At 71.3% G+C, this 13,360-nt stretch carries 10 protein-coding genes and 1 pseudogene; 9 read left to right on the forward strand and 2 right to left on the reverse strand.

Annotated features, from left to right (window positions below; translation table 11 throughout):
• The first annotated feature begins 100 nt into the window (after positions 1-100).
• The 7 genes and pseudogenes from AB0310_RS15965 (at position 101) to AB0310_RS15995 (ending at position 8,094) form a co-directional block, all read left to right on the forward strand.
• Positions 101-1,210, forward strand: coding sequence for a Gfo/Idh/MocA family protein (locus tag AB0310_RS15965; protein ID WP_187662026.1), 1,110 nt, complete (start codon positions 101-103; stop codon positions 1,208-1,210).
• Entirely contained in the window at positions 1,207-2,727 is a 1,521-nt protein-coding gene (locus tag AB0310_RS15970) for a sugar ABC transporter ATP-binding protein (protein WP_366237611.1), read from the forward strand. The genes AB0310_RS15965 and AB0310_RS15970 overlap by 4 nt, the downstream gene beginning before the upstream one ends.
• 149 nt (positions 2,728-2,876) lie before the next feature.
• Positions 2,877-3,596 (forward strand): annotated as a pseudogene (locus AB0310_RS15975) (ABC transporter permease); the annotation flags it as partial.
• A 259-nt stretch (positions 3,597-3,855) separates the two neighbouring features.
• On the forward strand, positions 3,856-4,905 hold the full coding sequence (locus AB0310_RS15980; protein ID WP_232089058.1) for an ABC transporter permease: 1,050 nt from the start codon (positions 3,856-3,858) through the stop codon (positions 4,903-4,905).
• A gap of 14 nt (positions 4,906-4,919) precedes the next feature.
• The gene (locus AB0310_RS15985; RefSeq protein WP_370428426.1) at positions 4,920-6,116 is read left to right on the forward strand and encodes a substrate-binding domain-containing protein; all 1,197 of its coding nucleotides are present in this window, start codon (positions 4,920-4,922) and stop codon (positions 6,114-6,116) included.
• Positions 6,117-6,194: 78 nt separating this feature from the next.
• Positions 6,195-7,046 (forward strand): sugar phosphate isomerase/epimerase family protein, encoded by an 852-nt coding sequence (locus AB0310_RS15990; protein ID WP_366237612.1) that lies wholly within the window; start codon positions 6,195-6,197, stop codon positions 7,044-7,046.
• A 40-nt stretch (positions 7,047-7,086) separates the two neighbouring features.
• Entirely contained in the window at positions 7,087-8,094 is a 1,008-nt protein-coding gene (locus AB0310_RS15995) for a sugar phosphate isomerase/epimerase family protein (protein ID WP_366237613.1), read from the forward strand.
• 25 nt (positions 8,095-8,119) lie between these two features.
• Here AB0310_RS15995 and AB0310_RS16000 read toward each other — a convergent pair whose 3' ends face one another.
• Together AB0310_RS16000 and AB0310_RS16005 are read right to left on the reverse strand one after the other, a co-directional pair.
• The gene (locus tag AB0310_RS16000; protein WP_187662020.1) at positions 8,120-9,100 is read right to left on the reverse strand and encodes an NYN domain-containing protein; all 981 of its coding nucleotides are present in this window, start codon (positions 9,098-9,100) and stop codon (positions 8,120-8,122) included.
• On the reverse strand, positions 9,093-10,088 hold the full coding sequence (locus tag AB0310_RS16005; RefSeq protein WP_366237614.1) for a Gfo/Idh/MocA family protein: 996 nt from the start codon (positions 10,086-10,088) through the stop codon (positions 9,093-9,095). Before AB0310_RS16005 ends, AB0310_RS16000 begins: the two co-directional genes overlap by 8 nt.
• Before the next feature lie 103 nt (positions 10,089-10,191).
• On the opposite strand from AB0310_RS16005, the gene AB0310_RS16010 reads away from it, so the two are divergent.
• The gene (locus tag AB0310_RS16010) at positions 10,192-11,586 is read left to right on the forward strand and encodes an NtaA/DmoA family FMN-dependent monooxygenase (protein WP_187662018.1); all 1,395 of its coding nucleotides are present in this window, start codon (positions 10,192-10,194) and stop codon (positions 11,584-11,586) included.
• 131 nt (positions 11,587-11,717) lie between these two features.
• Complete coding sequence (locus tag AB0310_RS16015; RefSeq protein ID WP_366237615.1) at positions 11,718-13,352, forward strand: TIGR04028 family ABC transporter substrate-binding protein; 1,635 nt, start codon at positions 11,718-11,720, stop codon at positions 13,350-13,352.
• The last annotated feature ends 8 nt before the right edge of the window (positions 13,353-13,360 follow it).

Consider the following 13,360-nt stretch of genomic DNA (forward strand, 5'->3'; position numbering starts at 1 on the left):
CAGCACTTCCTCCGCTCCGTGGTGCGACTTCGAATTCGTTACACACAACTTTTGACGAAGGACTAGCAAAAGTCCTCATCGCTGTGTCAGACTCACCGGCATGACAACGGATGTCACTGACACCGGTCTCGGGACGATCCGGACCGGGATCCTCGGCGGAGGCTTCATGGCCCGCGTGCACCGCACGGCCGCCCGAGACGCAGGCGGGGCACTGCGCGCCGTCGCCACCCGGTCCGCCCAAGGCGCCAGGGATGCCGCGCACCTGCTCGGCGCCGCCCGCGCCGAGCAGGACGCGGAGGCCCTGCTCGACGCCGACGACATCGACGTCGTCCACATCTGCACCCCCAACGCCACGCACGCCGACCTCGCCCTGCGCGCGCTGCGAGCGGGCAAGCACGTCGTGTGCGAGAAGCCGCTCGCCACGAGCGCCGCCGACGCCGCCACCCTCGCCGAGGTCGCCGCCGAGACCGGACTCGTCGCCGCCGTCCCCTTCGTGTACCGCTACCACCCCATGGTGCGCGAGGCCAGGGCGCGCATCGCCCGCGGGGAGGCCGGCGAGCTGCTCACGCTGGACTGCTCGTACCTGCAGGACTGGATGCTGCGGCCCACCGACGACGACTGGCGGGTGCGCTCCTCGTCCGGCGGCGCCTCCCGCGCCTTCGCCGACATCGGCTCGCATCTGTGCGACCTCCTCGAGTTCGTCACGGGCGATCGGATCCGGACCCTCAGCGCCCGCACCCGCCGGGTGTTCGCCGAGCGGGCGGGGCAAGCCGTCGACACGGAGGACATCGTCGCCGTGCTCGTCGAGACCTCGGCGGGGGCACTCGGCACGCTGCTCATCTCGCAGATGGCGGCGGGCCGCAAGAACGCCCTCACCCTGGAGCTGCACGGGACGCGGCAGAGTCTGCGGTTCGAGCAGGAACGGCCGGAGGAGCTTTGGGTCGGCATGCGGGAGGAGTCGCGGCTGCTGCTGCGCGACCCCGCCACGGCCGACCCGGAGTCCGCCCGGCTGCAGCGCGTCCCCGCCGGGCACGCCATGGGATACCAGGACGCCTTCAACGGCTTCGTCGCGGACGTCTATGCCGCGATCGCGGGCGACGTGCCCGACGGTCTGCCGACGTTCGCCGACGGCCACCGTGCGGCAGTGCTGACCGAGGCCGTGCTCGATTCCGCCGCCCACGAGGGCCGCTGGACGGAGGTGCCGGCATGACCGCGACGACGACGCAGCCGGTGCTGCAGGTGGCCGGGATCCGCAAGGCGTTCTTCGGCGTGGAGGTGCTGAAGGGCATCGACTTCGACGTGCGACCGGGGGAGGTGCACGGCCTCGTCGGCGAGAACGGTGCAGGCAAGTCCACGCTCATGAAGATCATCGCGGGCGTGCAGCCGGCCGACGAGGGGACGATCGCCTACCGCGGCGCGGAGGTGCGCCACGCGCACCCCCGGCAGGCGATGGACGCCGGCATCGTCACGGTGTTCCAGGAGTTCACCCTGCTCCCGGAGCGCACGGTCGCGCAGAACGTCTACCTCGGCCGGGAGCCACGGCGCGCGGGACTCATCGACGTGCGGGCGATGAACGAGCGCACCGCGGAGCTGCTCAGCGACCTCGGAGTCTCCTTCATCGACCCGCAGGCCCGGGTGGGCTCGCTGACGGTGGCCGAGCAGCAGATCGTCGAGATCGTGAAGGCGCTGTCGTTCGATGCGCAGGTGATCTCGATGGACGAACCGACCGCGGCGCTCAGCGACCGCGAGGTGGAGCTGCTGTACGCGATCATCCGCCGGCTCACCTCCCGTGGTGTCGCCGTCATCTACGTCTCCCACCGGTTGAAGGAGATCTTCGACCTCTGCGACAGGATCACGATCCTCAAGGACGGCGCCCTCGTCTCCACGGACGAGACCGCGGCCCTGACCACCGACGAGCTCGTGCGCCGGATGGTGGGCCGGTCGATCCAGTCCTACTTCCCCGACCCGGTCGCCGGCACCGCGGTCGGCGCGCCCCGGCTCGAACTGGACGGCTGCGGGAACGCCTATGTGGACTCGGTGTCGCTGACGCTCCGTGCCGGGGAGATCGTCGGGGTGGCCGGGCTCCAGGGCTCCGGACGCACGGAGCTCGTGGAGGGGGTGTTCGGCATCCAGGCCTTCACCCGCGGCGCCGTGCGGATCGACGGCGAGCCGGTGCGGATCACCGGGCCGCGTGCGGCCGTGCGCGCCGGACTCGCCCTGGTCTCGGAGGACCGCAAGGCCCAGGGGCTCGCGCTGGGGCAGTCGATCCTCGACAACGCCCTGCTCGTGGTGCGGAACGTGTTCGCCGGACGCACCGCGGCGTCGCGCCGGGAGGTGCCGGGAGTGCTCCGCACGCTGGAGGTGTCCTCGCGCGGTCTCGACCAGGAGGTGCGCTTCCTGTCCGGCGGCAACCAGCAGAAGGTGGTGCTGGCCAAGTGGCTGCTCACCCAGCCGCAGATCGTGCTCTTCGACGAGCCGACACGGGGCATCGACGTGGGGGCCAAGTACGCCGTCTACCAGCTCATGCGCGAGCTGGCGGCGCAGGGGAAGGCCGTGCTCATGGTCTCGAGCGAGCTGCCGGAGGTCATCGGCATGAGCGACCGCATCCTCGTCATGCACGACGGCGAGCTCGTCGCCGAGCTGCCGGCCGGTGCGGCCGAGCACGAGATCCTCGCGGCGGCCACCGGCGCCGACCGCGGTCCTTCGACGAACGGGGGCGCGCGATGAGCCGCCGCACCGGAGCCCGTCTCCGCATCGATTCGACCGTCATCGTGCTGGGCATCCTGCTGCTGGCCCTCGTCGTCGGCGCGATCCTCGTCGCCACGGTCGGTCGCAACTTCCTCAGCCCGGGGAACATCCGCGACATCCTGACCGGGATGAGCGTGCTCGGCCTCGTGGCCATCGGGCAGACGCTCGTGGTGCTCGGCGCCTCGCTCGACCTGTCGGTCACCTACGTCATCAGCCTGTCGAGCCTGCTCGCGGCGACGATGATGGCCGGGAACGCCGGCAACATCCCGCTCGCGGTGATCGTGACGCTCCTCGTGTGCGCGGGGATCGGGCTCGTGAACGGGCTCATCGTGACGGTGCTCAAGGTCAACGGCTTCATCGCGACGCTCGGCGTCGGGCTGATCCTCCAGGGCATCCTCAACACGAACTTCGAAGGCTCGGCGGGCGAGGTCCCGTGGGCGTTCCAGCTCATCGGCGCGACCGGCGTCGGACCGATCCCGGTGTCCACGCTCATCATGATCGCGCTCGCCGTGCTGGTCTGGGTGCTGCTGAACCGCACCCGCACCGGCGCCCATCTCTACGCCGTCGGCGGGGACCCCGAGATCGCGCGGCTCAGCGGCGTGCGCACCCGCCTGCCGCTGATCTGGGCGCACGTGCTGTGCTCCGTGTTCGCGGGGCTCGCCGGACTCCTGCTCGCCAGCCGTCTCGGCGTGGGCAGCCCGACGGTCGGTCAGCAGGGCGGCTACGCACTGCTCTCCATCGCCGCGGTCGTGCTGGGCGGCACGCTGCTCCTCGGCGGGCGCGGCTCGATCTGGGGCACCATCGGCGGCGTCGCCATCCTCGCCGTCGTCGACAACGTGATGAGCGTGCTGCAGGTGAACCCCTTCCTCAAGGATGTGGTGCGCGGCATCGTCATCGTCGCCGCCGTCGCCGTCTACAGTCGGCGGGCCGTCGTGCGCCGCCGGCCGCGCTTCGGGGCCGGCGGCACGCGCACCGGGGGAGACGACGCCGCGAAGGCGGCCGAAGGGGACATGGCGGTGGCGGCCGCCGAACTCGCCGATCCGACCATCGAGGTCGCGCCGTCGACAGCGCAGGGGATACCGCCTCCGTGCGGGAAGGAGGACGCTCATGAACGCGCTGCGCACGCTCGTCAGCCCCCGCGGGGCGGTCTTCCTGCTGCTCGTGATCCTGCTCGTCGCGGTCGCCGTGCTCAACCCGAGCTTCGCCGAGCCCGGCCAGTTCATGCGATACCTGCAGCGCGTCGCGCCCATCGCGATCGTCGCGATCGGGCAGTACTTCGTGATCATCGCCGGGGAGTTCGATCTCTCCCAGGGGTCGCTCATCACGGCGCAGGTCATCATCGCCGGCAACCTCGTCGGCCAGGACGACGCGCGCACCCTCCCGGTGCTGCTGCTCATGGTGGTGTTCGGTATCGTCGTCGGGCTCGTCAACGGCGTCCTCACGACGCTGCTCAAGGTGCCGTCGTTCATCGTGACGCTGGGCATGATGCTCGCCCTGCTCGGCGGCGTGATGTGGTGGACGGGCGGCGCGGCCACGGGCAACCCGGCCGACAGCTTCCGCGAGATCGGCCGCGGAGGGATCCGCGACCTCCCCGTGCTGGAGTTCCTGCCCTGGGCCGTGCTGCTGCTCGCCGCCTGGCTCGCCCTCGGCATCGTCATCACCAAGCGCCCGCTGGGCAAGACCCTCATCGCGATCGGCGACAACGCCCGCGCCGTGGACTACGCCGGTGCCCGCCGGGCCTGGGTCACCACCCGCGCGTTCGTGCTGTCCTCCCTCTCGGCCACCCTCTCCGCCGTCCTGCTGGTCGGGTACGCGGGAGTGCACCCGTCCGTCGGCCGGGGCTACGAGTTCACCGCGATCACCGCGGTGGTGCTCGGCGGCGTCGTGCTCGGCGGAGGTCGAGGCTGGATCGTCGGCGCCGTGGCCGGAGCGTTCGCGCTGGAGGCGCTGTTCCTGCTCCTGAACATCGCGGGCGTCCCCTCCACCCTCCGTGACGCCGTGCAGGGCGTCATCATCATCGCGGCCGTCGCCTATGCGGGTGTCGCCTTCCGAGCCCGCCGCCGGCGCGGTCCCCAGCCGACGGACGTCCATACCGCGGGGACCGAGAACGCCGAGAACCGCAGCACCGCATCAAGCCCTACAACCAGAGGAGATTAGCAATGCGACGATCGATGAAGATCGCCACCGCAGGGGTGGCCCTCTTCGGCCTCATCGCGCTCGCCGGGTGCACGACCGACCCGTCCGTGGCGCCGGCGGAGTCGGAGAACCCCGAGGAGTCGGCCGAGACCACCGAGTGGTTCGACCAGGAGCTCTTCGACAAGCAGGACGAGGAGCGCGGCGTCGACCCCCAGGGCCCCGCCGACCAGCCCTACCTGCAGCACATCAACGCCGAGATGGTCGACACGTCGGAGTTCGCCAGCACCGGCGCCAAGAAGGCCTGCTTCGCGAACGCCTCGATCTCGAACCCGTGGCGGCAGACGGGCTGGATCACGATGAACGAGCAGCTGAAGGTGCTGCAGGAGTCGGGCGCGATCAGCGAGATGGAGACCCGCGACGCGCAGGACTCCGACGACACCCAGATCGCCGACATCGACTACTTCATCTCCGAAGGCGAGTGCGACGTCTTCCTCATCTCCCCGAACAGCACGGCGGCGATGACCCCCGCGGTCGAGCGGGCGTGCGAGACGGGCAAGCCGGTGGTCGTGTTCGACCGCGGCGTGAACACCGACTGCCCTGTCACGTTCATCCACCCGATCGGCGGCTTCGCCTGGGGCATCGACACCGCGGAGTTCCTCATCGACAACCTCGAAGAGGGCGACAAGGTCGTGGCTCTCCGGATCCTCCCCGGTGTCGACGTGCTGGAGCACCGCTGGGCCGGAGCCGAGAAGCTGTTCGAGGAGGCCGGGATCGAGGCCGTGGACCACTTCACCGGAGCGGACCCCGCCGAGATCAAGAGCATCATCAGCGACGAGCTCGCCAAGGGCGACGTGCAGGGCATCTGGATGGACGCCGGTGACGGCGCCGTCGCCGCCATCGAGGCCTTCGAGGATGCCGGGGCCGACTACCCGGTGATGACCGGCGAGGACGAGATGAGCTTCCTGCGCAAGTGGAAGGACACGGGCCTCACCGGCCTCGCCCCGGTGTACTCGAACTTCCAGTGGCGCACCCCTCTGCTCGCGGCGCAGATGATCTTCGCGGGCGAAGAGGTGCCGAAGGAGTGGGTGCTCCCGCAGAAGCCGATCACCGAGGCCGAGCTGGACGACTACCTCACGGCGAACGACGGCATGCCCGACGGCCACTACGCCAAGTTCGGCGGAGAGGACCTTCCCGGCTACCCGACGGTCTGGCAGGAGCGCCAGATCCCGTGACCCCGTGTGCTCCCGCCCTTCCGCTCCGCCTGAGGCGAGTGGGAGGGTGGGAGCACCCGCACGATCAGAAGGACAACGATGCCCCGCACGATCGCCGTCAACACCTGGGTCTGGACGTCTCCGCTGACGGACGACACCCTGGAGCCGCTCGCCCGCACGGCCGCCCGGATGGGCTACGACGCCCTGGAGCTGCCGCTGGAGAGCTTCGGTGACTGGGACCCGCTCCGGGCCCGGGCCGTGCTGGACGGCCTCGGCATGGGCGCGGTCGTGGTCGGGGCGATGGGACCCGGGCGCTCGCTGCTCGCGCGCGCCGGAGACGTCGCCGCCACGCAGGACTACCTCCGCGCCTGCCTGGACGCCGCGGCCGTCCTCGGGGCCGCGGTCGTCGCCGGGCCGTTCTACGCCCCGACCGGCGTCACCTGGCGCATGGACGAGACGCAGCGGGCGGAGGTCGTCGGCGAGCTCAGGGACAACCTCGCCCCCCTCGCTCGCGAGGCCGCCGCGATCGGCGTGACGCTGGCCGTCGAGCCGCTCAACCGCTACGAGACCAGCGTGCTGAACACCGTGGCGCAGAGCCTCGATGCGCTGGCGCCGCTGCTCGGTGCCGGGGTGGGGCTGGCCCTCGACACTTACCACCTCAACATCGAGGAGAAGCGTCCCGCCGACGCGGTCCGGGCGGCGGGCGCCGCCATCGCGCACGTGCAGGTGTGCGGCAGCGACCGCGGTGCCGTGGGCGACGACCACACCGACTGGCCGGAGATGTTCCGCGCGCTCGACGACGCCGGCTACCGCGGCGTGCTGGGGCTGGAGAGCTTCACGGGCGAGAACGCGACGATCGCGGTCGCGGCCTCGGTGTGGCGACCGCTCGCGGCCAGCCAGGACGATCTCGCCGCCCGCAGCATCGCCCACCTGCGCGCCCTCGGCGCCTGAACCCCCGCGATACGAGCACCCGCGATACGAAGGAGTATCCATGAGCAGTCACCCGGTCACCCTGTTCACCGGCCAGTGGGCCGACCTGCCGTTCGAGGGGGTGGCCCGCCTCGCCGCGCAGTGGGGCTACGACGGGCTGGAGATCGCCGCGTCCGGCGACCACCTCGACCTCCGCCGGGCCGATGAGGACGATGCCTACGTCGCCTCCCGCCGCGAGATCCTCGACCGGCACGGACTGCGGGTGTTCGCGATCTCCAACCACCTCGCCGGGCAGGCGGTGTGCGACGACCCGATCGACTTCCGGCACCAGGGCATCCTGCGCCCGTACGTCTGGGGCGACGGCGCGGCCGAGGGTGTGCGGCAGCGGGCGGCGGAGGACATGACGCGTGCGGCCAGGGTGGCCAGGAAGCTCGGCGTCGACACCGTCGTCGGCTTCACCGGGTCGTCGATCTGGCCCTATGTCGCGATGTTCCCGCCGGTGCCGGAGACGGTGATCGCCCAGGGGTTCCAGGACTTCGTCGACCGATGGAATCCGATCCTCGACGTGTTCGACGGCGAGGGCGTGCGCTTCGCCCACGAGGTGCATCCCGGGGAGATCGCGTACGACTACTGGTCGAGCGTGCGCGCCCTCGACGCGATCGACCACCGCGACGCGTTCGGCTTCAACTGGGACCCCTCGCACATGATGTGGCAGAACATCGATCCCGTCGGCTTCATCGTCGACTTCGCCGACCGGATCTACCACGTCGACTGCAAGGACACCCGCCTGCGACCGAGGAACGGCCGTGCCGGGGTGCTCGGCTCGCATCTGCCGTGGGGCGACCCTCGGCGCGGCTGGGACTTCGTCTCCACCGGCCACGGCGACGTGCCCTGGGAGGACGCGTTCCGCGCGCTCGATGCGATCGGGTACGACGGCCCGATCTCGATCGAGTGGGAGGACGCCGGCATGGACCGCCTGCACGGCGCCCCCGAGGCGCTCGGTTTCGTGCGCTCCCTGCTGTGGCCGCAGCCCGCGGCCGCCTTCGACGCCGCGTTCCGCCACCAGTGACGGGACGGCAGGCGACCGGCCGTGCTCAGGGCTCCCGCAGGCGGACCAGGCGCTCGTGCCCGGTCTCCTCGAGCTCGGCGATGTCGTCGCGCGACTTGAGGAAGTCGGAGAAGGACCGGTAGCCGAGGGCCTTCTCGCTGAAGGACGGGTCCATGCGGCGCATGTGCGTCTTGACCGCGGAACTGTGCAACCACTCGTCGGCATCCGCCTTGTCGTGGCCGAGGCGCAGGGCGCGCTCCAGGAGCCGCGTGGCCTCGCCCTGGTCGTCGATCTTCTCCTCGACCTTGGGCTCCTCGGCAGTGGCCTTGGCCTTGGCCTTCGCCCGGGACTTCGACGCGGTCTTGGGCTTCGGGGTACCCGCGTCCGCGGCGGCCGGGGCGGACGGCTCCGCCGGGGCCTCGACCACCGGAGCGACCGCGGGCTGCGCCGCCTTCGCCGGACGCGCCACGCCCGGAAGCGAGTCGTACGACTCGAACTCGTCGCAGGCCGCGGCGAGCGACTTCGCCGTCGACCCGGCCACGCCCACCCCGATCACGTACCGGCCGAGGCGCTTGCAGCGCTGGGCGAGCGGCACGTAGTCGCTGTCGCCGGCCACGATGACCACATGGGTCAGGTCCGGAAGACGGAACATGTCCTCGACCGCATCGACCGCCAACCGGATGTCCGCGCCGTTCTTGGCGTACGCCGCGGCGGGGAAGAGCTGGACGAGATCCACCGCGCGCGCCACGAGCTGCGACCGGTACTCGGCGTTGACCGGCGACGACCAGTCCGCGTACGCCCTGGTCAGCACGAGGGTGCCGAAGGACGCCGCGTAGTCGATGATGGCGCCGACCTCGATCATCGCCCGGCTCAGCCGCTCGGCGACCTCGGGGTCGTTCGGGTGCTCCGTGATGCGCTGGCGGTCCTTGCCGTAGGAGTTCCGGCCGTGGACCCGGTCGTACCAGGAGATGACGATGTTGTCGAAGTCCAGGTACACCGCCACGCGGGCGTCGGTCGTCTCAGCCACGGTCGTCCTCCTCGCCGGGGTAGCGCACGCCGATCTGCGCGCGGATCTCGTCCAGGGCGCCCATGATGGCGACGCTCTCCGCGATGGGGAGGACGTCGCCCTCGAGGAGACCGTCGCGGACGAGGCGCTCGGCCGCGAACGCCTGGTACTGCATGCCGCGACCCTCGACGGACGAGACGTACTCCTCCTGCACCGTGCCGTCCGGCAGCACGAGACGGAACGAGGTAGGGGCGTACCAGACCCGGTCGATGTCGATGCGGGCTTCGGTGCCGACGATGCTCGCGGCGTTGGGGCCGGCGCCGCGCGAGGAGGAGAGCGTCGTGGAGATCGCCCCGCTCTCGTGGATCATGAGGGTGGCGACCTCGGAATCGGCTCCGGTCTCGACCAGACGCCCCACCGCGCGGACGGTGGTCGGTGCGCCGAGGACATCCCAGACGAAGGAGATCGGGTAGATCCCCAGGTCGAGCAGCGCCCCGCCGCCCAGTTCGAGGGCGTTGAGACGGTGGGCGGGGTCGGTGGGCAGCTGCTGCGTGTGGTCGGCGCTCACGGTGCGGATCTCACCCAGGGCGCCGTCGGCGAGGAGCTCGCGGATGCGGACCATGTGCGGCAGGTACCGGGTCCACATCGCCTCCATGACGAGCAGCCCGCGCTCGGCGGCGAGCCGCTGGAGGTCCGCGGCCTGGGCGTGGTCGAGCGTGAACGCCTTCTCGACGAGGACGTGCTTCCCGTGCTCCAGGGCGAGCCGGGCGTTCTCGTGGTGCATCGGGTGCGGGGTGGAGACGTAGATGATGTCGACGTCGGGATCGGAGACCAGCGCCTCGTATGACGGATGCGCGTGCGCGATGTCGAAGCGCGCCGCGAAGGCATCGGCCGACTCCTGCGAGCGTGAGCCCACGGCGACGAGGTCGAGGCCGGCCGTGCGCAGATCGGATGCGAAGGCGCCGGCGATGCCGCCGGTCGCGAGGATTCCCCAACGAAGTCCAGTCATCCTCTCAGCGTAGAGGGTGGCGCGTGTGACCGTCTGTGACATCCGGTGACCTCCGGCTTCCTCCCCGTGGCCGGCGTGGAGGCGGCGCTCCTACCGTGTCGGCATGACGGAACCCCTCGTGATCGGCGCCATGGTGCGCACCCTCGGCGCCTACCCCTCCGGCTGGCGGTATCCCGGAGCCCACCGCGACCCCGCGGAGGACGCGGACATCCTGCGCCGCATCGCGCGGGAGGGGGAGGACGCGGGTCTGGACTACCTCTTCTTCGGCGACTGGCTGGCGACCGGACCCGACCTGGAGTTCCGCGACCCCTACCTGCTCGCCCGCATCGACCCGCTGAGCGCGGTGCTGTTCCTCGCCGGGGTGACCTCGCGGATCGGTCTCATCGCGACGGTCAACACCACCTATGCCGATCCGTACGCCACGGCGCGGGCGCTGGCCTCCCTCGACGTCCTCACCCACGGCCGGGCGGGGATCAACCTCGTCACCGGCGCCGAGCCGCGTGCCGCGGGCAACCACGGCCGTGACGCCCACGCCGACACCGAGACCCGCTACGACCGGGCCGAGGAGTTCGTCGTCGCTCTGCGCCGGCTCTGGGACTCGTGGGACGAGGACGCCTGGATCGCGGACGCCGAGCGCGGCGTGCTCATCGACCCCGAGGGGCTGCGCGCGGCCGAGGTCACGGGCGCACATGTGCGGGTCGCCGGTCCGCTCAATGTCGCGCGTCCGCCGCAGGGGCGCATCCCGATCGTGCACGCGGGGACCTCGCCGCGGTCGCGGGCGCTCGCCGCGACCGCCGCCGATCTCGCGCTCATCGCCGCGCCCACACTCGCCGATGCCGTGACCACGCGGCGGCTGCTGAAGGACATCGCCGCGGACGCGGGGCGCCCGGCGGAGGAGCTGAAGGTCATCGCCCCGGTGCTGCCCGTCGTCGCGGACTCGGACGCCGGGGCGCACCGGATCGTCCGGCGGCTGCTGGAGCTCGTGCCGCTCGCTGAGGGGGTGCAGCCCGATCGCGTCGCGTTCCCGCCGAACCGCACGGTGGATTCCCTCGCCGACGCACTGGAGGTGGCCGCCGACGACCCGCTGCGTGCCGCCGCCTTCGACGCCCCGGTGACGGCCGCCGAGGCGCTCCGGCTGGGGGAGCGGGGTGCCGCGCTCGTCGAGCGACTCGCGCGGATCGCCGGACTCGCGGTCGGGGCGGAGGCGGCAGTGACCTGGCGGCATCTCGTCGCCGCGCACGCCGTCCCCGCGGCCTTCGTGGTCGGCGATGCCGGCACGATCGCCGACCACTTCGAGAGCTGGCGCGACGTGGGCGCCGCCGACGGCTTCAACGTCCTCTCGGCATTCCAACCCGCGCAGTTCGAGGCCTTCACCCGCCTCGCGGCCCCCGAGCTCCGCCGCCGTGGCCTGCTCCGCGCGGCGGAGGAGGCCGGCCAGGACGGCCGGCGGGAGACGCTGCGCGACCGCCTCCGTGTGACGTCGCGTGTCGGCGCGTGACCACGGGTGTCGTCTCGCGACACCCGGAGTCCGCCGCCTCGCCCCCGTGCCCTGCCGCTTCCTACCGTGAACACCACCTGCACCCCCTCCGCACCCGAGACCCTGTCTTCCGAATCCGAGGAGTCCCCCGCATGAACCGCCGCCTCATCCGCACCGCCGCCGTCGCGGTCCCGCTCGTCCTGGCCGGCAGCCTCGCCGCCTGCGCCACCTCGCCCGCCCCGGGGAACACTCCGGCCGACGCGGGGGACCCGGTCTCCGGCGGCACCCTGACCTACCTCGAGCACCAGGCCTACACGAACCTGTACCCGCCGCAGGCCGGCTTCTACCCGAACGGCGGCATCGTCAACAACATCGCCGCCCGGCTCACCTGGCAGAATCCGGAGACGCTCGAGATCGAGCCGTGGATCGCCGCGGAGTGGACCGTGAACGACGACGCCACGGAGTACACCTTCGACCTCAACCCGGACGTGACGTTCTCGGACGGCACGCCCGTGGACGCCGCCGCCGTCGCGAAGAACTTCGACACCTACGGCCTGGGGGACGCCGAACGCGGTCTCACCGTCTCCGAGGCCATCAACAACTACGCCGGCAGCGAGGTGGTGGACGAGGACACCGTGACGTTCCGCTTCAGCGCGCCGTCGCCCGGCTTCCTGCAGGCGACGTCGACCATCAACTCGGGGCTGCTGTCCCCGGAGACGCTGGACGGCACGATCGAGGATTTCGGCGCCGGCAACGCGGAGGAGATCATCGGCTCCGGTCCCTTCACCGTCACCGACGAGAAGCTCGGCACCGAGTACACCCTCACCACCCGCGACGACTACGACTGGGGCCCGGACAGCGCCGAGAACGACGGTCGTCCCTACCTCGACGCCGTGCACGTGCTGGTGACCCCCGAGGGCTCCGTCCGCATCGGGTCGCTGCTCGCGGGCCAAGCCGACTACGTCCGCTACGTCCAGGCGTTCGACGAGGACCGCGTGGAGGGGGCCGGCTTCACGCTGTACGCGCCGCAGACCCGCGGCGTGAACAACTCGATCGCCCTCCGCCCGGAGAACCCGCTGCTGTCCGACATCCGCGTGCGTCAGGCGATCATCGCCGCGGTCGACGCGCAGGAGGTCGTCGACACCCTGTTCACCGAGAACTACCCGGTGGCCACGTCGGTGCTGTCCTCCCAGGCGGCGGGATACAAGGACGAGTCCGCGCACTACGCCCACGACCCGGAGAAGGCGGAGGCGCTGCTCGACGAGGCGGGCTGGAAGCCCGGCGTCGACGGCATTCGCGAGAAGGACGGCGAGCGGTTGTCCATCACGGTCTACGAGGCCAAGCCGCAGCCGCTGTCGAAGCAGACCCTGGAGCTCGTGGCGCAGCAACTCGCGGCGGTCGGCGTCGAGCTCACCGTCAAGCCCGGCGACGCGGGCAGCTACGCGGAGGACACGCGTGATCCCCTGAAGACGGGGTTCTACCACTCGATGGTCGGCCGTGCGGATCTCGACGTGATCAAGAGCCAGTACTTCACGAAGAACCGCGACGTGCTGATCTCGCAGGATGCGACGCTCGACGAGCTGCTCCTCGCGGTCGCGTCCGAGCCGGATGCCCAGAAGCGGGTGGCCGCCTCCCAGGCCGTGCAGGACTACATCGCGGAGCAGGCGTACGTGATCCCGCTCTTCGAGGAGCCGCAGGTCTACGGCGCGGCGACGTACGTGCACGGCGTCGCGTTCGAGTCGGTCGGCCGCCCCACGTTCTCCGGCGTGTGGCTCGCGGAGCACTGAGGACCACG

It is taken from the genome of Microbacterium meiriae (assembly GCF_040702565.1).
Lineage (GTDB): Bacteria > Actinomycetota > Actinomycetes > Actinomycetales > Microbacteriaceae > Microbacterium > Microbacterium meiriae.